General features: G+C 68.4%; 22 protein-coding genes. 11 read left to right on the forward strand and 11 right to left on the reverse strand.

All coding sequences use genetic code 11. From position 1 onward, the window contains the following. The first annotated feature begins 59 nt into the window (after positions 1-59). Complete coding sequence (locus ABD785_RS37885; protein WP_344838689.1) at positions 60-920, forward strand: replication-relaxation family protein; 861 nt, start codon at positions 60-62, stop codon at positions 918-920. A 1-nt stretch (position 921) separates the two neighbouring features. Then, complete coding sequence (locus ABD785_RS37890; RefSeq protein ID WP_344838691.1) at positions 922-1,944, forward strand: C40 family peptidase; 1,023 nt, start codon at positions 922-924, stop codon at positions 1,942-1,944. Positions 1,945-2,196: 252 nt separating this feature from the next. Here ABD785_RS37890 and ABD785_RS37895 read toward each other — a convergent pair whose 3' ends face one another. The 5 genes from ABD785_RS37895 to ABD785_RS37915 form a co-directional block, all read right to left on the reverse strand. Next, positions 2,197-2,577 carry a hypothetical protein gene (locus ABD785_RS37895; protein ID WP_344838692.1) on the reverse strand — a complete coding sequence of 127 codons (381 nt, stop codon included), beginning with the start codon at positions 2,575-2,577 and terminating at the stop codon, positions 2,197-2,199. A 288-nt stretch (positions 2,578-2,865) separates the two neighbouring features. Beyond that, positions 2,866-3,414: a hypothetical protein gene (locus ABD785_RS37900; protein ID WP_344838694.1), complete on the reverse strand. Its 549-nt coding sequence runs from the start codon at positions 3,412-3,414 to the stop codon at positions 2,866-2,868. 93 nt (positions 3,415-3,507) lie between these two features. Next, positions 3,508-4,008 carry a hypothetical protein gene (locus ABD785_RS37905; RefSeq protein ID WP_344838696.1) on the reverse strand — a complete coding sequence of 167 codons (501 nt, stop codon included), beginning with the start codon at positions 4,006-4,008 and terminating at the stop codon, positions 3,508-3,510. Between the two features lie 134 nt (positions 4,009-4,142). Beyond that, positions 4,143-5,348, reverse strand: coding sequence for a hypothetical protein (locus tag ABD785_RS37910; RefSeq protein WP_344838699.1), 1,206 nt, complete (start codon positions 5,346-5,348; stop codon positions 4,143-4,145). A 762-nt stretch (positions 5,349-6,110) separates the two neighbouring features. Continuing rightward, positions 6,111-7,586, reverse strand: coding sequence for an AfsR/SARP family transcriptional regulator (locus ABD785_RS37915; RefSeq protein ID WP_344838702.1), 1,476 nt, complete (start codon positions 7,584-7,586; stop codon positions 6,111-6,113). A gap of 124 nt (positions 7,587-7,710) precedes the next feature. On the opposite strand from ABD785_RS37915, the gene ABD785_RS37920 reads away from it, so the two are divergent. Beyond that, the gene (locus ABD785_RS37920) at positions 7,711-8,139 is read left to right on the forward strand and encodes a hypothetical protein (RefSeq protein WP_344838704.1); all 429 of its coding nucleotides are present in this window, start codon (positions 7,711-7,713) and stop codon (positions 8,137-8,139) included. Positions 8,140-8,671: 532 nt separating this feature from the next. Here the strand turns inward: ABD785_RS37920 and ABD785_RS37925 are convergent. The 5 genes from ABD785_RS37925 to ABD785_RS37945 all read right to left on the reverse strand — a co-directional run bounded on the left by ABD785_RS37925 (position 8,672) and on the right by ABD785_RS37945 (position 13,191). Further along, entirely contained in the window at positions 8,672-9,055 is a 384-nt protein-coding gene (locus ABD785_RS37925; protein WP_344838706.1) for a hypothetical protein, read from the reverse strand. A 224-nt stretch (positions 9,056-9,279) separates the two neighbouring features. Next, positions 9,280-9,807: an ATP-binding protein gene (locus ABD785_RS37930; RefSeq protein WP_344838708.1), complete on the reverse strand. Its 528-nt coding sequence runs from the start codon at positions 9,805-9,807 to the stop codon at positions 9,280-9,282. A gap of 358 nt (positions 9,808-10,165) precedes the next feature. Continuing rightward, positions 10,166-10,462 (reverse strand): hypothetical protein, encoded by a 297-nt coding sequence (locus ABD785_RS37935; RefSeq protein WP_344838710.1) that lies wholly within the window; start codon positions 10,460-10,462, stop codon positions 10,166-10,168. 390 nt (positions 10,463-10,852) lie between these two features. Beyond that, positions 10,853-12,175: an SAM-dependent methyltransferase gene (locus ABD785_RS37940; RefSeq protein ID WP_344838712.1), complete on the reverse strand. Its 1,323-nt coding sequence runs from the start codon at positions 12,173-12,175 to the stop codon at positions 10,853-10,855. A 653-nt stretch (positions 12,176-12,828) separates the two neighbouring features. Then, a complete protein-coding gene (locus ABD785_RS37945) occupies positions 12,829-13,191 on the reverse strand; it encodes a hypothetical protein (RefSeq protein ID WP_344838714.1) in 363 nt (120 codons plus the stop codon). Between the two features lie 139 nt (positions 13,192-13,330). Here ABD785_RS37945 and ABD785_RS37950 point away from each other — a divergent pair, with 139 nt between their 5' ends. Next, positions 13,331-14,659 (forward strand): NsdA family TPR-like regulatory protein, encoded by a 1,329-nt coding sequence (locus ABD785_RS37950; RefSeq protein ID WP_344838716.1) that lies wholly within the window; start codon positions 13,331-13,333, stop codon positions 14,657-14,659. Here ABD785_RS37950 and cutA read toward each other — a convergent pair. Beyond that, positions 14,622-14,957: a divalent-cation tolerance protein CutA gene (gene cutA / locus ABD785_RS37955; protein WP_344838719.1), complete on the reverse strand. Its 336-nt coding sequence runs from the start codon at positions 14,955-14,957 to the stop codon at positions 14,622-14,624. The genes ABD785_RS37950 and cutA overlap by 38 nt on opposite strands. Positions 14,958-15,179: 222 nt before the next feature. On the opposite strand from cutA, the gene ABD785_RS37960 reads away from it, so the two are divergent. The 7 genes from ABD785_RS37960 (at position 15,180) to ABD785_RS37990 (ending at position 23,617) form a co-directional block, all read left to right on the forward strand. Further along, a complete protein-coding gene (locus ABD785_RS37960; RefSeq protein ID WP_486303555.1) occupies positions 15,180-16,433 on the forward strand; it encodes an NsdA family TPR-like regulatory protein in 1,254 nt (417 codons plus the stop codon). Then, positions 16,430-17,149: a 2'-5' RNA ligase family protein gene (locus ABD785_RS37965; RefSeq protein WP_344838723.1), complete on the forward strand. Its 720-nt coding sequence runs from the start codon at positions 16,430-16,432 to the stop codon at positions 17,147-17,149. Before ABD785_RS37960 ends, ABD785_RS37965 begins: the two co-directional genes overlap by 4 nt. Before the next feature lie 224 nt (positions 17,150-17,373). Then, positions 17,374-18,594 carry a methyltransferase, FxLD system gene (gene fxlM, locus ABD785_RS37970; RefSeq protein ID WP_344838726.1) on the forward strand — a complete coding sequence of 407 codons (1,221 nt, stop codon included), beginning with the start codon at positions 17,374-17,376 and terminating at the stop codon, positions 18,592-18,594. Then, positions 18,591-18,749, forward strand: coding sequence for a hypothetical protein (locus ABD785_RS37975; protein ID WP_344838729.1), 159 nt, complete (start codon positions 18,591-18,593; stop codon positions 18,747-18,749). The genes fxlM and ABD785_RS37975 overlap by 4 nt, the downstream gene beginning before the upstream one ends. Positions 18,750-18,771: 22 nt before the next feature. Continuing rightward, a complete protein-coding gene (locus tag ABD785_RS37980; protein ID WP_344838732.1) occupies positions 18,772-21,648 on the forward strand; it encodes a lantibiotic dehydratase in 2,877 nt (958 codons plus the stop codon). Beyond that, complete coding sequence (locus tag ABD785_RS37985; protein WP_344838735.1) at positions 21,645-22,853, forward strand: lanthionine synthetase LanC family protein; 1,209 nt, start codon at positions 21,645-21,647, stop codon at positions 22,851-22,853. The genes ABD785_RS37980 and ABD785_RS37985 overlap by 4 nt, the downstream gene beginning before the upstream one ends. A 38-nt stretch (positions 22,854-22,891) precedes the next feature. Next, positions 22,892-23,617 (forward strand): RibD family protein, encoded by a 726-nt coding sequence (locus tag ABD785_RS37990; protein ID WP_344838737.1) that lies wholly within the window; start codon positions 22,892-22,894, stop codon positions 23,615-23,617. The last annotated feature ends 202 nt before the right edge of the window (positions 23,618-23,819 follow it).

Consider the following 23,819-nt stretch of genomic DNA (forward strand, 5'->3'; position numbering starts at 1 on the left):
TCCGCCGACCCGCGGCGGCAAGGCCCAAGGCTTCCGCAGACCACACGACACGGCTGCTGATGCTTCTCAACCATCGAGACCGCCGCATCCTTGATCTGGTGTGGGAGCACCGCGTCCTGACGACCTTCCAGATCGGCGCGGTGTTCTTCACCAGCCCGAAGACCACCCGCAAAGTCCTCGCCCGCCTGCACCACGCCGGAGCGCTGGAGCGGTTCCAGCCACGCTCAGACGACCGAGGCTCGATCCCCATCCGCTGGACCCTCGCCCCCGCCGGGGCCTACGCCGTCGCCGCCATGCGCGGACAGACCGTCAAAGAGCTGCGCTACCGGCGCGACCACCTCCACCAGTTCGTCCTGTCACAGAAACTGAACCATCACCTCGGCGTCGCCGACTTCTTCACCAGCCTCCACGCCCACGCCCGCCTCCACGAAGACCGGAACGTCGAGCAGTGGTGGTCGGAACGGGCCTGCTTCACCGAATGGGGCGACCTCGCCCAACCCGACGCCTTCGGCCGCTGGACCGAGCCCGTGAACGGCGCACCCACCGCGCTGGAGTTCTTCCTCGAACACGACACCGGAACCGAGACCCTCGCCCGCGTCGCCGCGAAACTGCCCGGATACGCCAAGGTCATGACCCGGCACCGCATCCGGGTCCCCATCCTGTTCTGGCTCCCCAACCCCACCCGCGAAGCCAACCTCCGCGCGCTGCTCGGCACCCCTGCCGTACCTATCGCAACCGCCGTCAACACGATGGGGACCGCCCCCGGCGGACCGGTACCCGGTGACCGTACAGCGAACGGACCGGCTGGGCCCGTGTGGCTACCGGCCGGGACCACCGGTCCCCGCCGCACCCTGATCGGGCTCCGCACCGCCTGGGACGCCCACAACCGGCCCCGGCCCATCACCCCGCCGGGGGTATAGCGTGCCGCTCCTCGCAGCAGCGGGCAGTGCCGCCTTCGTGGTCCTGGTGGTCATGATCGGAACCCTGGGCGCCTTCATACCCGCCTTCCGCTCTGGTCCCGGCCCCGCCATGGACGCCGGACTCCTGGGCTGCCCGCCCGCCCTCACCCGGGCGGGCGGGAGCAGCAACGGGAAGGACGTCTCCGACATCCCGCCCACTTACCTGGCGCTCTACCAGGCAGCCGGGGCCAAGTACGGGGTGGCCTGGAGCGTGCTCGCGGGCATCGGGAAAGCCGAATCCGACCACGGCCGAGGCCCCGGCTCCGGCATCCGCTCAGGCACCAACTACGCCGGAGCCGCCGGACCCATGCAGTTCCTCCTCTCCACCTGGAAGGGATACGCCACCGACGGAGACGACAACGGCACCAAGAACGTCTACGACCCGCGCGACGCCATCCCCGCCGCCGCCCTCTACCTACGCCGCAACGGCGCACCCGCCCACATAGAGAAAGCGGTCTCCGCCTACAACCACTCCCCGGCCTACGTGAGGCAGGTACTCGCCACCGCGGCCAGCTACGCCAAGCAAGGCCCCGTGCCTTCCTGCGAGATGCCGTTCGCCGGTCCGGCGTCCGGGCGGGCAGCAGTCGCGGTGAAGGCCGCGCTGCGCTGGCTCGGCACCCCCTACTCCTGGGGCGGCGGCTCCCTGACCGGACCCTCACGCGGATTCGGACGCGGAGCCGGAACGATCGGCTTCGACTGCTCCTCACTGGTCCGCTACGCCTGGCACCAAGCCGGGATAACCCTGCCTCGCGTCGCAGCCGACCAATGGCAGACACTCCGCCCCGTGCCTCGCAACCAGATCACAGCGGGAGACCTGGTGTTCTTCAAAGGCGCACTCGGCACCATGAGCAAACCCGGACACGTCGGCATGATCCTCGACAACCGGCGCATGATCGAGGCCCCGCACACAGGAGCGCAGGTCCGGATCCGTGAGTGGACGATCCGGGGAGATGTGGTCGGCTTTGGTCGACCGGGGGCTAGGTGAGGATCCATCGCCCGTGGGACGGGGCGAGGAGGCCAAGGCACACTCTGCGGTCCGCGCCCACAATGGGGTCCTGCGTCTGGTCGCCGATCCCGGGGGACGGCCTTGATAGGTGTTGCGGTTGACCGGCCTCGACCAAGCCATTCCTGTCAGCGACGCCCTCGCACACGCCCGCCCTCATCCCCGAACAGCGCTGGGTGGCGGGAAAGGAGGCGAGCCCTCGCCGGTCGGCGAGGGCTCATAGGGCGGATGACGTCACGGTGGAGCCGGAGTCAGGACCTCGGCGAGATGATCGTAGGCGTCAGCCTGGCGCTGGTTGCGGTGATCGAAGGAGCACGCCTTCCCGGCCGGAATCGAGGGGGAAGGCTCGACCGCCGCCGGCCCTTGGGCGGAGGAGGCGGCCCTTTCCGGTTCGCACACGCACTCGCGAAGGCACCTGCGCAGCATCGCCGCATCGGCGAGGGCCTGGCCGAGCAGGCCGGGTGAGGCCAGCAATGGCCCGGCCGCCTCGACCACCCGCCGGGCCGCCTCCTCCAACGCACAGGTAGCAGCGTTGAAGGCGGCCGAGTCGGCACCGGCCGTGTCCAACGCGGCCTGCGCGTCCGTCAGTGCGCGAAGCGCCGCCGTCAGGGACACCCCGGCCACCGGGACCGGCGGGGACGTCCCCGCCGGGCGGCCGGTCGCCGGAACGCCTGGGGATGGGTGGGGGCCACTCACCGTGCATCCCGGTAGACGGCGGCGTGGACCCCGGCTCGGCGTACGTGACTGGGGATGTTGCGAGGGTGGCAGGGGCCGGGACGGTAACGGCGACGGCCGGTCCGCGCCCACTGCTCGGCCGCCCGCCGGAAACGACTCACGTTCATGATCGTCTTCTTTCGTCGGTGAAGGCGACCTGGCGCGGTCCGGCCGCCGGGGATAAGTGGGCTAGCGGGGGGCTTGGGGGTCGCCGCCGGTGGCCGTCTCGGGCGTACGGAGGTCGGCTAGTGGTTCGAGGTTGCGCACGGCGAGCATGTCGACGTTGTCGCACACGGCGTCCAACGTGCACCACAGGGTGTTGGGGTAGACGGCGAGGCCCTCGGCCAGCACGTAAGCGGTGGCGAGGTCAATCAGCAGGGCCATCGCCCTGGACGCCTGGCCGTGTGGGCACATGGCGTAGGCGTCCAGAAGGGCGGCGACGTCGACCGACCGGGAAGGCCCGATCGGCCGCGTGTAGGGCCGCGTGGCCATGTCAGTGCCGAGGCGGCCGGTGAAGTCGATGCCCTTCGGGCGCTCGCCCTCGATCGTCGCGCGAACAATACGGCCGAGGTCGGCGGCAATCGCGAGATTCGCCTCGTCGAACGAGACACCCGGCTCACGGACGCACACGATGGCGTAGCCGAGGTCGCACATGAAGGAGAACGCCTTTGATCGCAGGTCAGGGTGTTCGAGGTAGGTGTCCGCGAACACCTCGGTGACGTCATGCGAAACAGTCATGATCATCTTTCGGTTGGTGGCCGTGCGGCCGGTATCGGTTGGGTGGTGGGGCGGCCGGGCGCGGACCGGCCGCCGGGGCGCCTATACGGGGTGTCAGGCCCGTACGGGGGTCATGGCGTGCAGGGCGGCGTCGCATTCAGGGGCGGCCGGTGCGGCGGCGTCAGGGCACGTCAGGGGCCGGGCGGGGATGCCCGGCCGGAACCCGGCGGGACGGATGGGGGCCTGGGGTCGCCATGCGGGTAGGAGGGCGGCGGCGTCGCGGTAGAACACGCTCGTTCCGGCGTGCTCGCCGTAGGCGAAGCCCTGATCGAACGGGCACGCACGGCGGGGAGCCGGGCCGGTGAGGTAGCGGTGGGCGTTGTTCAGGGCGGCGGTCAGCGCGCATTGCGGGGTGTGCCCGATGTCCTCGACCTCGTGGCGGACATCCCACCACCACCGCACGAGGGCGCGGGCCGGGGCGAGCCGGTCGAGCTCCTTGATCATGTAGCCGTCTTCATCCGTTTCGCGCATGGCGGTCTCGAGGTTCGCCTCGATCGTTCCGCGCGCATCGAGGGCGTCTTCGTGGGCGTTGCGGATGTCCGTTGCGGTCAGCACGGGGCCTCCTAGGGCGGGTGCGTTGGGCGGTGGTGGAGGCCGGGCGCGGACCGGCAGAACGGGCGGCGGCCGGGTGGCCGGGGCTAACGCGGCCGGTAGGCGGGACCGGGGGCCGGTCCCGCCTACCGGGGTTTTCAGGCGGCGTCCGCCGGGGCGGCGGGGGCATCCGGGGTCTTGTCGGTGGGGGCGTCCGCCGGGGCGGGGGCCTCACCGGCCGGGGCCTGTCCGGCGAGGGCGGCGTCCTCAGGGGACGTGGGGACCTTGGCGGCGGTGGTGGTGTACCGCATGGGGGCCTCGGTGGTCAGCATGGCGTCACCCTGGGCCGCCATGGTGGCGAGGGCGTTGGAGATCGCACCGGACGACTTCCCGAGGACCTTGCCGATCTCACCGGCGGTGAAGTCCTTGCCGGGGTGGGCATCCAGGTGCGCCTTCACCAGCGGCCGCAGTGCGGTCGGGGACTTACGCTGACCACCGTTGCCGTTGCCGCCCGACCGGGTCTGGACCGGGACGGGCGCGGGAGTGGGGGCGACGATCCCGGCCGCCTCCCACGCCTCCTCGGCCGCGTTGAACGCCGCCCGCAATGCGGGGGCGACCGCGTCCTCGTCGTCGCCGTTGACCGCCGTCAGAGCCGCGATCGTCGCGGACAGAAGGTCCGTCAGTCCCTGACGGGTGGCCTCGGTCAGCTGACGCCGCTCGAGATCCGCCAGGATTTCGGCGCGGCGCGCGTTCTCCTCGGCGATCAGCTGGGCGATCTCGTCGTTAGCGGACGCGCGCCGCACCGGCTCGGCGGTCAGCGACGCGACCGCCGCCGTCAGCATCTCCTCGGTCAGCTCGGGCACCACCGCGACCACCGGGACCGCCGCCTCGTTCGTGTCGCCCTCACCGGCCGGGCCGCCCTCTCCACCCTCACCACCCTCACCGGCGGCACCGGCGGGCGGGGTGGGCTGGTCCGCCGGGGCGGCGGTACCGACGGGGGTCTCGTCCGCCGGGGCCGGTTCGGTCGACGGGGCGGGGGCCTCATCGGTGAGGGCGTCCGGGGTAGCGACGAGGGTCTCGTCGGCGGTGTCAGCGGCCGGGGCGTCTTCGACGGTCACGGCGGTGTAGGTGACGCCGTCCGCGCCCTTGGCGACGGTTTCGGCGACCGCCCACCCGGCCCCCACGAACGTGGTCAGCTCGTCGCGGGCGGCGGCGCGGGTGGCACCGGCGGCCGGGGCGATCGTGGACACCCGACCGCCGGGGTGGGCGGTCAGCGCGTCCCACACCGCCCCCGTGGGGCGGGGGGTGGCGGGGGCCGGGGCGGTGGTTGCGGGGGCGGCCGGGGCGGTGGTGGTGGTCGTCATTTCGGGGGCTCCTTCGCGCCATTCCGGCGGCCGGTCCATTCGTCCCGCCGCCGCGTTATTTGGTTACACATTGATTATCCCCCACCACACCCCGAATATGCTGCGCCAATCCCATTTATTGGATTGCTATAACGACTGGAGAGGCTTACCTCATAAAAGTCATGGAAATTGAATTGGCGCCATATCGCGCGCATTGCTTGACTTCAGCGTGGGCGCGGTTACAGGCGTGGGGAAAATGGCGGGGTCGAGAATGCGAAACGCACCGTCGAAGGTGGCGGTGCGCGTTTCGGAGGCCGGGGCTTCCGGCCGGGGCTCGGGGATGATCTTCCCCGGTGGTCGTCGCGGAGGCTTGCGGCGAGAGGGGGACCTCGCGCCGGGTGAAGGGACGACGCGGCTCGGGCGGCTGGCCCGGGGATGCCTTGGTGGGTGGCTTGGGGTGGAAGGAGAGAGGAGGAAGGGAGAGAGGAGGGGTGGATGTTGAGGGTCAGAGATGGAGGTTGAAGGGGTTGAGTTGAGGATGTCGGCGGAGCCGCACACACTAGGAGTCACCTTTAGTAGGTGAGTCGGGGTGTGGATCCGCCTTCCCTTAGTGTTCTGACCTGGGGCTCCTTAACCCCCCGGGGGGTAGCGCCTAAGCGCTCCACGAAGACGCGACGAAGGCTCTACGAAGGCTCGGTCAGATTCTGGATACCCCTGCCCGAGATTCGATTGTCAGCCTCGCTCGGAATTCGGGCGAGGCCGACAATCAGGCAGCCTGAACGCTCACACGGCCGTGGTGAGTTGCTGGTAGGTCTGGGTGGTGTGGATGTTGGGGCGTTTGCCAGCGGCCTTGAGGGCGTCGACGAGCTGGGCGTAGCAGGACTCCACTGCTCCGGGACGGCCGAGTTCGGCGTAGCGGCGCATGCGTTCCTTGCACACGTTCTCGCTCGTCGGCACGATGTCGGCAGCCTCCTCCAGGAGCTGCACCGCCTCGGCGGGGTCGTCCTCCAGGTTCGCGAGGGTGGTGAGGGCTTCGGCGGCCTGGCGGGAGTAGGCGCGAGCACGGTCGGCTGCCCACAGCCGGGAGGCGTTCACCCCCTGCAGGAATGGCCCCTCATACAGCCTGACGGCCCGGGCCAGCAGCTTTCTCTGTTCGGCCGACGCCGCGGTACTCGCCGCTGTGAGCAGGTCGCGGAACTCCCACACATCACAGGTGAGCAGGTCGGCGTTCAACCGGTAGCCGGTCCCCCGAGCGCACTCCAGAGGGTCGGCGTAGGCCTTCCCGAGCGCCTCTTTGACCTTGGCGCGGATGTCCTTCTTCACGGTCTTGCCCCGCTCCGCGGACTGATCGCCGTTCGGCCAGATCTTGGTCTCGCTGCCCTCCAGCGGCAACCAGATCCCGCGGTTCTCCGCCAGCAGCCCGAGCAGCGCTTCGGTGTCCCCAAACTCCGAGACAACCAGAGAACGCTCTCCGCCGCACTGGATGGAGCATTCACCGAACAGCCGCACCATGACGGCCTTCCCACTGCCTTCCCTTTCGCCTTCCCTCTGGGATTCGTCTTCGCTGGCGGCCTGGCGCTCGTCGTCCCGGCCCTCGACGTCGGCCGCCTTAACAACCTGACCCGTAGCGCGAGGGGTGATGAGGGAAGTGATGCGGTCGGCGGCGTCGTCGAGCAGCGCGGCGCGTACTCCGACGAGCCCGGCCGCGTGCCGCCCGGTCGCGTCCACCACGATCCCGGCCGAGTCCACCGCCAAAGTCGTACCGTGCGGCCAATCGCCCAGGACCAGGGCGCCCACCGCCCGCTCGGCACCGACGCGAAGGTCCGCGCGCAGCCGGGCAGCCTCTCCTTCCCCTGACAGAACGCACAGGAGAGGAAGGGCCGCAGCTCGTTCGGTGGTGGTCTCGTCCAGCAGGCCGGAGCGGGTGACCATCTCCCCGCCCAGGAAGGTCAGCGCCTCGCCAGAAGTGCCGGCGGCGTGCAGCAGGTCCGGCTTGTCGGCCAAGAGCGCCGCGGCGCCCGCCTCGCCGAGCAGGCGGGCCAAGTCACCGCGGGTGGACACCATCTGAAGCCGCCCTTGCTTCACCTCTGCCAAGGCCGCGACGAGCAGGGCTCGCTCGGCCCGCTCGCCACCCCGGCCGATCAGCCGCAAACCGCCGGTGCCGGTGAGGTCGACCCGGACCGGAAGCCCGTCACGGTGCCCGAGCGTCACCCACACCGGCCCCAGCCGGTCGGTCTCATCAACCACCGCAAGCGGCATGGTGGGGGCATCAGCAACCGGCTCAACGGGAACCACGGGTGCCTGGGCTGGGGATGAGGACGGGGCGCGGTGCAAGCGACGTCGCAGTCCAGCAGTCCCGGCCGGGACGAAGCCCATGCGGAGCGTGGCCAACGCGCCCAGGGCCACCAATAGGAGCACAAGCATCGACGACGTGACGGTCCTCCAATCGAGACCAGTCTCTGGGGCGGTCACCATCGCGCTCCCGGTCTTCACCGGCACCGGCCTGGAAGCCGCTGAGGTAGGCCTCACGACCGGTGACTTCACCGGCGCAGATGGCGAAGCCGCCTTCGCTGCCTTGATCACCTTGGTTGCCTCGGTTGCCTTGGCTTTGACTGGCGTGTCCCTGACCTCGGCCGAAGGAACCTGCACGGATGCTGGTGCGGTGCGCGGCTTCCTCACCGTGGGTTTGCGGGGCGTCTTCTTCGCCGGAGCCTTCCGGGGCGCGGATTGGCTACCCGTCGCGATGCCGGTGCTCGCCTTGACGGGCGCCGACTGCCTGATGTTCGAGACACTGCTGCCCGGCGCGTTCTGAGGGTTGCGCAGCGACTTCTTCAACGGCCTCGACCAGTCCATCGGCCGGTGTTGCGACGCCGAATCCAGCCATTCCTCCACCACGTTCCGGCACACCGTGTCGGTGTCGAACACCTTTGCCGCCGTGCCCTCCAACTGCACGCAATCAGCCGCCCGCGCCGCAGCCGGAACGAACAATGCTCCGCACACTGCACCCGCCAGCGTCAGGCCCGCGATCCAAGAAACCCCCCGCACCGCTGCCCCTTCACTGCCCCTGAAGCCCGTCATGAAATAGCCCCCGCACATGACTCGCCGTACCTTGCCGATCAGCGCTGAGAATCTCGCGCTGACACCCACCCTCCCGATAATGATCATGGCAACCGAGCCCGACACACACAGTCAGTGATCATGGTTCGACCAAAGCACCGACCGTGATCACGCCCCGCGAGGAAGATCAAAGATGCCCGGCTTGTGCTCACAATCCGTCAACAGCAAAAGGGGCTCCGCCAGCCCGCCGACATGCGGCGAGATGAGCGGAGCCCCACGGATGAGGGTCAGGAAACACGGCCGGTCATGATGGCCGTGTAGCTCGTCGCGCGGAAGAAGATCCGGGCGGCTTCCACGGTCGCGGCGCTCATGGCCAATTCGAAGGCCGACCCCGCCTGGTCGACCGGCCCGTCGACGATGTCGCGCACCGCCAGCGAACGGGCTTCCCGGACCGCGTCCTGCGCTGTCAGCTTCTCGATCGAGGTGAGCTCCACGGTCATCTGCCACCACCGCGAGACCGCCTGCGCCACCGCGACCGCCTCCAGCGCGTCCCCGGAGATGGCCCGCTGATCCATCTCGACGATCAGGGCCCCCTCGACGTCATGCTGCTTGCACGCCGCCTCCTCCGCCCGCTCCCGGACGAGCTGCTCGAATGACTTGCCCACGTTCATGTGAACTCCGTTGCTTCGCTGCTGAGGCCGGGGCCGGGCGCGGACCGGCCGCCGGGAAGTTCTGCTGTGTAACGAGGGCCGTCCTCACCCGGGTGAGTGAGAACGCCCTGGCTGCGCCACCCGCCCGTCCTCACCTCTCGGTCTGCAAGACAGGCGGCACGGCAGCTGGCATGCGCTTACGCTGGCGTCGAGGGCCAGCCCGGTAGGAACGGGCTGGTCCTCACTCAGCAGGCGAACACCGGCACCGACGGCCTGACCCTCGCGGCTGCATCGGCCTTCATGTCGAGGTCCGCCCAGACCGTCCGACCGTTCCGGCTTCCGTGGATGCCGAGGGCGATCGCCAGGGTTTCCACGAGCTGCAGGCCCCGGCCGCTCTCGGCGAGGGTGGCGAGCTTGGCGGGGTCGTCGAGGTCTGCGGCAGTCAGGTCCTGACGCGGCTTGATGACCGGGAAGGCGTCGCTGCCCAGGTCGGTGACCGCGATCCAGGCGGTCTCGGTGTCGACCTTCAGATCGAGGCCGAACCAGCCGCCCGGCCTTCCCGACAAGGTGTGCCGGACCGCGTTCGCGGCCAGCTCGGTGACGATGAGCTTCACATCGGTCTCCCGTCCCGTTCCGGCGAACAGGCTGTAGGCGTGGTCACGGGCCAGCTCGACCGCCTCGGGCCGACCGCTGAACGTTCGCGACCACTTCGACGGACCAGCTTGCGCCAGCCATGCCGCCGAGGACTTGTAGCCCCACTTCTGGGTTCCCATCGGTGTACCTCCCTTCCCGATGCACGGGCCACCGTGATCACGGCAATTGGATCCCGCGCGCCGGGACCGTCATTGACGAACACCTCAAAACCCAAGGTCAAGCCCACCCTTCAGGCCCCAATCTGATGACTGAAGGCTGGCGATGCATCGTCGCGAAGGCTCTCTATCTGTGTGGCTATCTGGCTGCCGTACACCGAAACGTCAGCTCGACTGGCTTCTCGCACCCGTTGCGGTGGAGAGGGAGAAAGGCCCCGCTGACCAGGCCTTTGGTGGCTCTGGCAAGCGGGGTCCACACGGGTGTTTTGGCCGTATCCTCTTCGGAGGAGGGCCAGCCTGTGTACAGCAGGCTGGGCCTCCGCTAAGCGGTGACGACCTCGGGGAATGGGTCGGTCGGGCAGGTCACCTCCAAATCCGCCCACACGGTGTGCCCGATGTGGGGGCTTCCGCAGGCGCCGGTGGTGACGGCGAGGGTCGCCACGATACTCAGGCCACGTCCACCGAGGGTGAGGCCCTCCAGGCCGGGAATGTCGATGTCTTCGAGGTCTCCGTCGGGATCGGCGATCAGCGGCGGCCTCCCGGCTTCGGGAACGGTGGCGGTGTCGTCGGGCGGGGGGGTTGCCGATGAGCCATCCGGCTCCGCCGAGGTCGGCGACACCGACGCGGACCAGGGTGCCGAAGACGATCTCGATGCCGAACCATCCGCCCTCGTGGCCGGAGCGGGTGTAGAGGATGGCGTTGTTCACCAGCTCGTCCACGATCAGGGCGGCGTCGTGCTCGCGGCCGGTCCCGGTGAACAGATCGCTCACGACCTGGCGGGCCTGCGCGACGTGTTCGGGCTTGCCGTCGAAGGCGTGCCGCATCACTCCGTCGGGCGCGGCGGCCAGCCACGCCCTTCGGTGCGGCATCCCCCAGGGCTTCTCGATCGGGGTTGGTGTGGTGGTCATGTCGGGTGGTCCTCCTGCGGTGTGGTCACCGCCGCCGTTCGGCGGCGGAGTATCGGGAGCCCGGAGGGTGGGCTGGGGCGGGAAGGTGAAGGTCGTGCCGGTCATGTCGTGGTCCTTCCGGTGGCCGGGGTGCTGGCGGGCGGGTTGGCTCCTCGGCGGAGTCCGTCCATGAGGTAGGTCAGGCGCTCGCGGCGGGTGCGGGTGGGTGCGGCTTTGAACGCGACCCCGGCCAGCACGGGCGGGGCATCCGGGTTCGGCCTGCCAACAGCCCTGCCCGGCGGATACCAGCGGTCCAAGTCGGTGAGGCCGCCCGGGATGTCGAAGCCGTCCAGGAGCCGACAGATCTGCTCCCGTGTCCGCAACCGCACCGGAACGCAGTGGCGGCTGTAGAGGTCCGCGGCCTCCAGGAGCGCCTTCTCCCACTGGTAGGCCTCGGTTCCGGGGATCAGCGTGACCAGGCTGGCGGTGCGTTCGGGATGGGTGAACGCTAGGTAAGAGCCGAGGGGGAGAGCGTCTCTGAGGCGGGCGAGGGCATTGGCGGCTCGCCGGTCGTGGGTGAAGCGGTGGGCGAGGCCCACCGCGAGGACCCCGACCGGCCGGCCCTCGGCGAGCAGGCCCTGCACCGGTTCGCAGTCCAGCAGCCTCTGGATATCGGCGAGGCCGGTGCGCACCACCCGGGTCTCCGCTGACCCGCGCGCCAGGAGGGCCCGGACATGGGCGAAGGCCAAAGGGTCGTCCTCTGCGTACACCGCACGCACATCCGGGGTCTCCACCAGCAGCTCGTGCACGCGCCGAGCACGGGGGTAGCCGCCGCCCAGGTGCAGGAAGCTCCGCACGCCCCGCTCGGCCATGTGCGCCAGGGCACGGGAGGTGAACTGGTCCTGGGATCGGACCGCGCTACTTACCCATGGCGCCACCTCCGCCAGCGCGGCGGCGAGGTCGCGGTCGGCTTTCAGGTGGTTGCGGCCGCCCGCGAGGGCATCGCTCACCCCGGCCGAGCTGGCCCGCCATTCGTCGATCTCCTCGACAGGGACCGCCTGCGACACCAAACGCCTTCGCTCAGCGAGCACCGCACGGATACGCGCCTGGATCAGCCGGGCCGACGGCTTGCCGTACCCCTCACACAGACGCAGCAGGTCCATCACGTCGTCTTCGCAGTACAGGTAGTGGGAGCGGCTGTCCAGACGAAGGAACCGCACCCAGCCGAACAGCGACCACCGGCGGACCGCCTCGATCGAGACCCCCAGCAGGTCCGCGGCCTCGTTCGGGTTGAGGTGACGGCCATGATGGAACCAGGTCAGCTCATCGCCCGCCAGCTGCCTTTCTCCCAGCTCGGCGACCCTGCGGGCCTCGGCAGCACATTCATCGAGCATGAACACCAGACGTTCTCCTTCGTGGTCGGTGCGGGGAAGGGTGAGTCTCATCGGCTCCCCTGCCGCTTGGCCCGGTTGTTGCGACGCGGCTGCTGGCTCGCCGAGGACAGACCCACCCGACAGGCCTGAGGCTCGGCCCCAGCCGTCTCCATACCGCTCATACCGTCATCTCCGTTCCCGCCTCGGCTGCAGCCGGGACGCTCGCACTTCATGCCTGTGAACCCCTTCCAGGTGGGCCGCCTCTTGGATGTCCCACAGCCAGTAACGGGCCAGGGCGGCCGGGACCGGCAATGAATCCCCGCCTCCCGACGCAAGGTCAAGTCGGCCGATTCAGTTGCTCCTCGCCGCGTGAAGCCGGCGCTGCTGGTGGGGTGAGGAGTCCGCAGGCCAGCCGTGGTAGAAGGAGCCCGATTCGGGTTGGTGCTCGTCATGACTCGGACCCCAGATATCGGCTGATCTCGATGACGGCAGCTTCCAGATCGCTCACCACCGCGATGGGTGATGCCAAGAGGTGAAGAACCACCAGCTCGAGCCCTGCCCGTCCCGCCGACCACAGGTGATCAAATCGCGGGCTTTCGGCGAGGCGGCCCGGCGGACCAGTACCGCGCCGGGATCGACCAGAAAGGCGGCGGACAGAGCTGCCTCCTCGTTCAACCGCCAGGCCAGCGCACGCAACCGTCCAAGGACAAAATTGGACGTTGGTGTCATACAGGAGCGGTTCCACTGGCATGTGGGATGTCGGGAAGCGGCGAATCCATCACTCGTCCGTAGGCAGCCGCCAGATAGGCGGCTTTCCTCTCAGCGGGGAGGGACTCCCATTGATCAATGCCATCACCTAGTGAGAGCAGGTGAGCAACGTCCTTCAGCCGCGGCAGCAGGGCGACGAAGGCGCGTTTTACCGTCTTCGGCCAGCCGGCCGGAATGAGAAGAGCCAGTTCCTCTCGGGGGACGCCTTCAGCGGCCATGATCCGGACCATGTTGAGCAGGGCGACCTGTGCGAGCGGAACGGCTTGCTCCAACCGCTGTCCGAGGTCCCCGGAGTTCGCGGGGTCCGTTTCACGTTCCATGAGTGTCCTGCCCCAAGTCTTCCGTGCAAGTACCGATCCGGTCACCGACAGCGAACACCTGCGAAAACGGGTTTGTCAGGAGGAGACTGGAGGAGGTTGCAGGAGAACCCCCAGCTACCGGCCACAAGGCGGACCCAAAATGAGCGACGATGGCATCAGGCCCGAATGGGCGGAAGACATCCGCGCCAAGCGGCTCCGCCGGTGCTGGACCCAGAACGACCTAGCGAAACAGCTCGAGCTCGCGGCAGACGCCCGGACCTGCGCCGGGCTCCCCGGCCGTAGCTCGATCATCCGCGAGATCCGCTTCCACGAAGCGGGCGCTCACCGGCCCGGACCGGTATACGCCGAGCTCTACCGACGTGTCTGGGCTCTGCACCCCGAGCCGACGACGCAGCAGGAACCCGAGCCGATCAGCGATCCGCTGGTCCTGGCTTGGACGGTAGGAAGGCTCGGCCAGCGCATGGATCGACGAACCCTCTTGCAACTCGCCGCGACCACCACAGCGGGCGTCGCCCTCGACCCCGCCCAGCGCCTCATGCTCGCTCTCGCAGGAGATCACCGCCCAGACGACGCCACCATCACCTACCTCGAAGACCGCACCAAGGGCTTCCACCGGCTCGAAGAGCACGTCCCCGGCAAGACCCTTTACCCCGCTCTCGTCACCCACCTGAACGAGGTCAGCGCCCTCCTGGAAGCAGGGCCATCCGAGCCACACCGGCGGCGCCTTGCGATCGTCGCTGGAGAGAGCGCCGTCCTGGCGGCCTGGTTCGCATGGGAAGCGGGGGACGGCTTGAGCGCAGCCACTCATGCCCGCCTCGCTGGCTTCGCCTCCAACCGAGCCGAGGATCCTCCGATAGCCGCCTGCATGGGGGGCTACCGCACCTACATGACCGGAGGCGATCGCAAGCGAAGCGTCCGCCTGGCCGCACACGCCCTGGACCAGATTGGCGACAGCGATCCTGCCACCCGAGCATGGCTGCTGGGGCGCCACGCCGAAGAGGCGGCGCTCCTCGGAGATCAGGCCGGCGCCCTGAACTCCATCCGAGAGGCAGAAGACGTATATGCGGGTGCTGAGATCACCGTCCGGCCCTGGACCTGCTTCCTCGACCCCGGCCGCTTCGCCTCGATGAGTCTCGCGGTCTATTCACGACTTCGCCGCCCTGATGATGCGGCTAGAGCGATGGATGAGATCGAACTCCACCTCGGGCCCGGAACAGAGATCAAGAAGCTCTGTGTCGTCCAAGCCGAGATGGCCCTCACCCAATATCGCCTCGGCGAAGTGTCCGAAGCGGTGAATCTCGCCCGGTCCGCACTCGACGCCACTACCGCTATGGCACACCCTCTGGGATGGGACCGGCTCGACACCGTCACCGCGGAGTTCGCAGGCTCCCGCGACCAGACCGTCCGCGAATTCCGCGCTGAGTACGCCGCTAGCCGACCGACCGCGAAGCAGCCGTCTCTTCCGTGATCCAAGCCAGATAGTCGCCGAGACCGCCCTCGATCGGCACCGCAACGATCTCCGGGGTCTCGTAAGAGTGCACCCCCCGCACCACCTCGATCAACTCTTCCAACCGATCCGAGGTGGTCTTCATGAGGAGCAAGAACTCCTCATCCCGGTGGATCTCCCCCTTCCACCAGTAGGTGGAAACGATCGGCCCGCTGATCTGGGCTCCCGCCGCCACGCGGCCCTCGACCACGGCATTGACGATCTGCTCAGCCTCGGCGCTGTTCGCAGCGGTCACATGGACTTCGAGATGGCGGCTCATACCTCGAGCGTACGCCTGCGAAACTCGACGCCATCTCTAAGCGTCAGTGCAGGGCAATCTGATCCGCAAGCAATTGAAGGGCTGCGAAACGAGAGTTTCACAGGGAGACTGAGGGCGATCGCAGGATGCGTGCAGACACCAAAGCTGAGGTGATTCCTGGTTATGAGCAGCAGGGAGGCGCGACCTGACTGGGCCGAGGCCATACGCGCTCGGCGGCTTCGTATGTGCTGGACACAGAACGAGCTGGCCCGACGCCTGGAGCTCGCCGCCGACGCAGCCACCCGCAAACACCTCCCCGCTCGCAGCTCGATCATTCGCGAGATTCGCTTCCACGAGAGCGGACGCCATCAACCAGGTTCGATTTATACCGAGTTGTATCGGCGGGTCTGGGCTCTCGCTGATGCCTCACCGACCGCAGCAGCAATCGCAGGGATAGACGGGTCTCTAAGGACGGCCGACGGGCTCGAGGATCCAACGAGCATCGTGGCACAGGCTCGGTCCCTCATCGCGTCCAATGTTGATCAAGCCGTCTTGGCGACGGCCTCGAGCTCTATCAGGCACGTGGTCGACACGTACGAGGGTCAAGGCCCCTGGCCTCTGGTGGGCGACATGCGCGGGTTGAGGTCGACCCTCTATTCGCTGCTCCGGGGACGGCAGTCACTCTCCCAGCGACGCGAGCTGTTCGTCCTGGCCGGTCGGGTCTCCGGGCTGCTGTCCTACATGGCTGTGAACATGGGCCGTCCCGTGCTGGCCGACTCCTACGCAACCGAGGCAGCGATGCTGGCAGGTGAGGCGGACGATGCTGAACTCCAGATGTGGGTCCTGGGCACCCGCTCGTTCGGCCTGTACTACCAGGGCCGATACGACGAGGCGGACTCAGCCGCTGCCGCTGGTGTGGCGATCGATCCGTCGAGTCCGCAGGCAATCAGGCTGTTGATCAATGGTCGGGCCCGTGCTCTGGCCAGAATCGAGACGCGCAAGGGAGAAGCCGAGCGGATGATCGGTGAGGCGTTGGCGCTGTCCGACCGGACCGAGGGCCTGCCGAGCGGCATGTCCTCGTGTATCGCCTTCGGTCCCTACAGCCCGGCGCGGACGACGGCGAACGCGGTCACCGCGTTCCTGTCCCTGGGAAAGTCGGCACAGGTCCTCCATTACGCTGATCAGGTAGACGAGCTGGTCGAAGGCTCGGATTCACGGTGGAGCAAGGCATTGGTACGTCTGGACGTCGCTAGCGCCCTCCTCGCCCAGCCCTCCCCCGAGGTTGAGCGTGCGATGACGCTCGGCCGGGAGGCCCTGGAAGTGACGGCGGAAGCACCGATTCGTTCCGTGAGCCAGCGAGCCCGGGAACTCGCCAACCACGCCGGCCGCTGGGCGAAGCACCAAGAGGCCGCCGCCTATCGTCAGCGCCTCCTTGACTGGCACGCTGAACCGCTCGCTCACGCAGTTATCGAAGAAGATCCGGGGATTCGAGGATGACGTCCGTCCTGTCCGCTGACGAGAGTTCATTCCCTCCTGCCCCGCCATCCGATCTGGACGGCGCCGAGGCGATCATCGCGAACGACTGGGCGGCATTCGAGCATCTCGAACGCATGCATGACCACTGGGACCGGGACCGCTGGACCGAGCGCTACCGCGCCTACTACTGGATGCTCACCTTCCCCGACGCCCCCCACCTGGTGAAGCTCGCCCGCCAGTGCCAGGAGGCGCTTGCTCCTCTGGGCATGGACAACGTCCCCGACGACGGGCTCCACATCACCATGACGAAGATCGGCGAAGCCGCCGACATCGACCGGGATGCCGTCGAACGCCTCGCCTCCGCGACGCTCGGCACCCTCCCGCCCCCGTTCGTCATCCACGCTCACCCGCTCGTGGCCTCGCGCGGCGCGGCCCGCTTCACCGTGACGCCCTGGACCCCGCTCGTCCGCCTGCACCAGGCCATCACCACCGCCAATACCGCCGCCCGGCTTCCCGGCGGTCGCCCCACCTCCCGGTTCCGACCTCACCTGGGCATCGCCTACAACAACCGCGAACGTTCCGCCGCCGAGCTGGCGCCGCTCCTGGCCCCTCTGCGCTCGCTACCTTCGGTCGCCCTCCGCGTGGCCTCGATCGACGTGGTCGAACTACGCCGTGAGGACACCGCTTACCGGTGGGACGTCATCCGCACGGTTCCCCTCTCCTCCTCCGGCAAATGATCACCTCCTCTGATCTCCTCTAGCCTGCCCTGGCTCGGCCGAGTTCGCTGAGGAGGCGATCGCCCAGCGGCCGAAAGGAGAGCCGGTATGGCCATGTTCGACGGCATGCCCCGTCACACGGCGGCACGGTCTCACGAAGGATGGCCTCGCGAACGAGTTCACGGACCCACAGGAGTCGCAAGGGTCCGGGCGTGTCCACCTATCGAGATCTAGGGTTCAACAGCATGGGTACCGAGAAGGACACCGCCTCAGATTCCGCAGCGCTGCGTGCCGCAATGGTCGAACGGCTGCGCCAACGGGGAGTACTGCACGACCCGCAGGTGGAGGCCGCCATGTTGGCCGTCCCGCGGCACCAGTTCCTCCCGGAAGTCTCCATCGAGCGCGCCTACAGCGGCGAGTCGGTGGTGACGCATCGGGACGAGAAAGGGGCCGCCACGAGCTCTGCCTCGGAGTCAGCGATCATTGCGACGATGCTCGAAATGCTTCAGCTCCGCCCGGGCCAGCACGTCCTCGAGATCGGCGCGGGCACCGGATACAACGCCGCTCTGCTCTCCCACCTGGTTGGGCCGGAAGGCCGTGTGACAACCGTGGACATCGACCCGGACGTCACCGCCGAGGCAGCCCGGCATCTGCGGGAGTCCGGCTACACGTCGGTCGAGGTGGTGACCGGAGACGGGGAAGTAGGCCACGCTGCTACCGCTCCGTTCGACCGCATCGTGGCCACCGCTGGAGCCTGGGATGTGCCTGCGGCATGGAAGGAGCAGCTCGCCCCCGATGGCCTGATCGTGGTCCCGCTGCGACTGCGCGGCCTCACCCGTGCCGTCGCGCTCCGCAGGGAGGGCGAGATCTGGCGGAGCACCGGGATGACCGAGTGCGGGTTCATGCCGATGCGTGGAGCTGGCGCGGGTACGGGCGTCGAGCAGCAGACGCGGCTGACCGGCGATGCGGGGGTCTGGATCCGCACGGATGAAGGGCTTCACGCTCACCCAGAACGGCTCGGCGCCGCCCTGGCGACTTCACCGGTGGTGGAGTGGACCGGCGTCGTGACGCGGACCGTCGATGATCTCGACCTGTGGCTGTCGGCTCAGCCCGGCTTCAGCAGGCTGATCGTCAGCCGGGAAGCGGTCGAGGGCGGCTTGGTCGATCCGATCTATCCGTGGGGCAGCATGGCGGTCATCACCGATGACAGCCTCGCCTACGTGCTGCAACGACCTGCCGGCGTCAACGCCGATGGGAAGCCCACGATCGAGCTGGGGATCGCGGCCTACGGCCCGAGAGACCGGGAGCTCACCGACCAGGTCACTGAACGGATCGGAGCGTGGAAGAAGGAGCGCACGGCGCTCGGCCACGTATGGATCGAACTGCACGCGGCTGAAGGCCCTGTCCCTGACGGCCTGCTGATCATTCCCAAACGAGACTCACGAGTGGTGGTGCGCGCACGATGACGACCGGAACCGACACCTCGATCACCCCCGAAATGCTCGACGACCTGTTCGACCTCAGCCCGCAGCTGGAACCGGCCGAAAGGCTCCCGGCAGGCATGGGCGGGTCCGACGAGTGCACCAGCGATGGCTGCACCGCCAGCTGCGTGGGCTGCTGATAGCCCAGCACAAGGACTGAGAGTGTTCGCGGTAGCAGCGCTCCCCGTTCTCGCCAGGATCCCGCTGCTTCCCGCCGCACCTGAAGACGGGAAGCAGTCGGGAGACCTGCTGGAGGAGTGCTTGTTTCTCGCTTCTCGAGCCGCCTACGCCGCGGCGGACGGTGAGCATCGCAGGGTGACCGAGCGAGGCTACGACCTCCGGGCCCGTTGGCGGCCGACGCCCTTCGGTGTCTTCGCCGGCGTCACATGGGCGTTCCTCGACCCCACCGGCCGGACGGAACTCGCCCTCCGACGGCAGCACCAAGCCCGAAGTCTGCCCAGCGGCGCCTGGCTGTCGGAGATCGCTTCCATCGTGGTCAGCGACCCATCCGTCCTCGATGGTCTGACCCTCTTCGGCACCGGCCTGGCCGTTCGGCGGGGAGACCGTCTGGAGGCTGAGGTTTCCGCCCGGCCAGGCGGCATCATCCAGCGGAGCACCATCAGGGCGACCTCCGTCACGAACACGATCCTGAGCCTGTCCGCTCGCGGAGTCTCCTTCCGCGACCTTCACAACGAGCTCTGCACCCGCTGGCCGACTGCCCCGCCGGAAAGATTCGCCACGGTCATTGAAACGATGATCCGGACGGGATTCCTGGTGACAGATCTCCTGCCCGCTCGGCCGTCCGACGATCCGCTCCGACACCTATCCGACCGCATCCCCCAAGAGCACGAGCTTCGTGAGCCGCTGCTGCGACTGCGGAGTCTGCTCACCCAAGCCGATCGCCTACCGCCCGGCCGGCCCGCACGCCTCGCCGCGCTAATGTCCGCGCAGCGCACCGCCGACGCGCTCACCATGCAGGAAAGCCCGTTGTCGGTCGACACGACGGCCGACGCGACCATCATCCTGCCAACGGTCCTAGGCGCTGAGGCTGCTGCCGCAGCCGCTGCTCTGTGGACGGTTGGACGCGACCTGGACCCGCTCGCGCAGTTCCATCGCCGATTCCTCGAACGGTACGGCAGGCATCGGGATGTCCCGCTCCTGGAGTTGCTCGACCCGGCAACAGGCTTGGGCTTCGACTCCAATCCCAAAGAGGACAAAGATCAGCCGTCAACGCGGAGAGCCGCTCTGGCCGCCCTCTACCACCAAGCCGTCGCAGCCGGAGCCCTGGAAGTACAGCTCACCGAATCCGACTTGGACGCGCTGCGCGGGCCGTCCGAGGAGGGCCCGCCGCGAACCTGCGAGATCTATGTACAGGTCATCGCCGACAGCCGGGACGATCTCGCGGCCGGGCAGTTGCGCCTGGCCGTCGGACCCAGCAGCGGAACGCGAGCCGCCGGATCAAGCCTCGGCCGGCTCCTCCCCGCGCTGCCCAAGATGACGACGCCACGGACCGACGAGGATTCTGACGCACTGGTCGCCGAGTTGCTCGTGGCACCCCGGGCAACGCCAGCACTGTTCCTCGCGCCACCGACCGGCCTGGCGCCAGCCGCCATCGCCGTCGGCGTGCCCGTCAACCACGACCACCTCACGCTGGATGATCTCGTAGTCGGCTCCAACGGACACCACATCATCATCTGGTCACTCAGCCGGAACCAGCGGGTGATTCCCGTCCTGTTCTCGAAGATCGCACCCGCGCTGCTCACTCCCGTGGCCTACTTCCTACATCTAGCCGGACTCGCCGGAACCCGAACCTGGAAAGGCTGGTCCTGGGAACACCTGGCCGACATGCCCTTCCAGCCGCGAGTCCGCTACGGACGCACGATCCTGGCCCCTGCCCGATGGGCGCTTCCCCCCGCTGTCCGAAAGGCCTCAACCGACCGCACGACCTGGGATCGCCATCTCGACCACTGGGTCCAGACAGCAACGCCGCCCCCTCCCTCTGTGATCGTCACCGATGACCTCGACCGGCGGCTCCCGCTCGACCTCAGCCGCGGCGATGACCGAGAACTCCTGCGCCGCTATGTCCGCGCAGGCCTGACCACCGTCGCCGAGACTCCCGGAGGGGCCGGCGCGGTCCAGGAGGTCGTGACCGGACCCCACGGCCGCCACGTCCTCGAACTCGTCATCCCCCTCACCAACAGCACCCGAAGCCTGCGCACACAGCCGCGACCAAGCGTCATCAAGACTCCATGCAGAGTCCGGATGCCCGGCCACGGCCGATACCTACCGGGTACCGACTGGCTCTCCCTGTCCATCCCAGGACCCGAGCACTACCTCGATGACTTGCTGATCTCGCTCGCCGCCATCATCGGCAAGCACCACACCGACCCATGGTTCTGGCTGAGGTACTCCAGCCCTCAACACGGCCCCCATCTCCGCGCCCGCTTCCACGGCAAGCCCGCCGACCTGTCGGGCCGACTCCTTCCCGTGCTAGCCGACTGGGCGGACACCACAGCGGGCCTCGCTACCGGCTTCACCATCGAGACCTACGAGCAAGAAATCGAGCGCTATGGGGGCGACGACGCCTCCATCTCCGCCGCCGAACACGTCTTCGCCACCGACAGCGCGTTCGCCGTATACGCGCTCTCCAAAAGCAGCCACCCCAACGAGAGGCTCGGCCTTGCCGCCCTGTCCGCGGCAACGATCGCAAGCCTGGTCGCCGACGACGGCCTCGCAGCCCTGTCCAGGCCCCGCCTCGACCGGACTGAACGCCAACGCGCTGCGACGCTCAGGCCCCGCACCCGCGCTCTCTACGGCTCCATGCGCAACGGCTCCAAAGCCGTCTCCCTACTCGAACACCCCACCTGGACGGCCAGAACAGACGCGCTCCTCGCCTACCGCGACACCCTCAACCCCGACCGCCGCACCGACTGCGCGTCGAGCATGATCCACATGCACTGCAACCGCCTCCTCAGCAGTACAACGCTCGAGCCCATCTCCCGTGCTCTCGCCGTCGACCTCCTCCACTGGCGACCATGAACAACCGCGCCAGCGAACACGCCCTCCGCATCGCCGACGTCCTGATCCCCGTCGAGGCCGTCACCACTGCCCTGCCCGCCCGCTCCCGCACGTCGCTCGCTCACGGCCTGGCGGGCACCGCACTCCTTCACGCCCGCCTAGCTGCGGCCGACCGCCGCTTCGCGAACGCAGCCGCCGCTCACTGGAAGGCCGCCGCCGACCTGATCCGGCAACGGCCGACGCCTGGATGCGGCATTTACGGAGACCGAGGCGGCCTTGCCGCCTCTCTGATCATCGGAACAGCACTACTCCCCGACCCCAGCCCCCACAAGGACGCCGCCCGCCGCGCCTCCGCCTGGCTCTCAGCCCAAGCCACCGATCTCGCCTCCCGTCCCAAGCCGGGCTGGGCAGGATACGACGTCATCAACGGACTCGCGGGCATCGGCCGCGTCCTCCTCACCGCCCACGCCTGCGGCCACTACGACAGCGAGCCAGCCCTCCGCGAAGTCCTCCACGCCCTCACCCGCCTGCTAACACCCACCGACGACCCGCGCCCCGGCTGGTGGCTCCCCGCCGACCAACACCCCACAACTGTCCGCATCCACCACAGCGGCGCCGCCACCACCGGCCTCGCCCACGGCGTCGCCGGGCCCCTGGCCCTGCTCGCCATCGCCCACAGCAACGGACACACCGTCCACGGCCAAACCGACGCCATCCACCACGCCGCCCACTGGCTCCTCCGCTGGCGCACACCAGGAACCCACTCCTGGCCACCCCACATCACCGGTCACCAGCTCGACCACCCAGAAACCGCACCAACCCCAGGACGCACCGACGCCTGGTGCTACGGCACCCCCGGCATCGCCCTCGCCCACGCCCACGCAGGCGCGGCCCTCGGCGACGCATCGCTCACCGCCATCGCTCGCGCCGCCATGACATCGCTCAACGAGAGGCCTACCGCCTCCTGGGACACCGAAGGCCCGACCCTCTGCCACGGCACCGCAGGCATCCTCCAAGCCGCCGCCATCTTGCACCCCTCCACAGCGTGCACCGCTGTCGACCAGATCGTCGACGCCCTCGACAACAGCACGGAGCCCAACCCCGGCTCGCCTCGCCCTGGGCTCCTCACCGGGGCTGCTGGAATCGCTCTCGCCCTCGCCGACCACGCCCGACTGCCGGTCAATCCAAGCCCAGCAAGATGGGACAACATCACCCTAGGCGCCTGATCCCAGCAGAGGGATCGAACGCTTCGACCGCATGCTCTATGCAATTCACGACCGAAGACCCTGGAGACAAGTTGCCCGAACGCCCTTACGTCCTGCTCTCCGTAGCCGCTTCTGTCGACGGCTACATCGACGACGCCACAGATAACCGACTCCTGTTGTCCAACGACGAAGACTTCGACCGCGTCGACTCCGAACGCGCCCAGGTCGACGCCATCCTCGTCGGTGCCAACACCATCCGCGAGGACAACCCCCGCCTCCTCGTCCGCTCCGAAGAACGCCGCGCAGCACGAACTGCCCGCGGCCTGCCTGAGAGCCCCATCAAGGTCACCCTCACCGGCTGCGGCGACCTGGACCCTGACGCAAAGTTCTTCACTACTGGCGACAACCAGAAGATCGTCTACAGCGCCAGCTCCGGCGTCGACAAGAGCCGCGAACGCCTCGGAGACATCGCCACCGTGGTGGATGCGGGAGACCCGCTCGACCTGGGCACAGTCCTCGCGGACCTGGCCAGCAGGGGCGTGCAGAAGCTGATGGTCGAAGGCGGCGGAACCATCCACACCCAGTTCCTGGCCGCCGGCGTGGTCGACGAGATCCAGCTCGTCATCGCGCCCTTCTTCGTCGGCAACCCCGCCGCACCGCGATTCGTCGGCAACGGCGACTTCCCCCACGGTCCCAGCAACCGGATGCAGCTCGCCGAAACCCGCCAGATCGGCGACGTCATCCTCGCCCGCTACCTCCTGAAAGCGAAGAACGAGAAAACCTGAGTTCTCGCTGCGGGAGGCAATGTCCCTTTTGCTGCGGGTTCACAATCCTTAGCGCAGACGAAGAACGGAAACAGCCAGCTGATCGTGGGGCCTTCCCCGCCACAGGCCACGCCGCCGTTGCCGTCTCCACGCTCGACAGACCAGCCCGCTAGTAACGGGTCTAACGTGACGCCACTGGTGTCCGAGGCCATGGCGACCAGGA

Source organism: Actinocorallia longicatena (assembly GCF_039534125.1).
Taxonomy (GTDB): Bacteria; Actinomycetota; Actinomycetes; order Streptosporangiales; family Streptosporangiaceae; genus Actinocorallia; species Actinocorallia longicatena.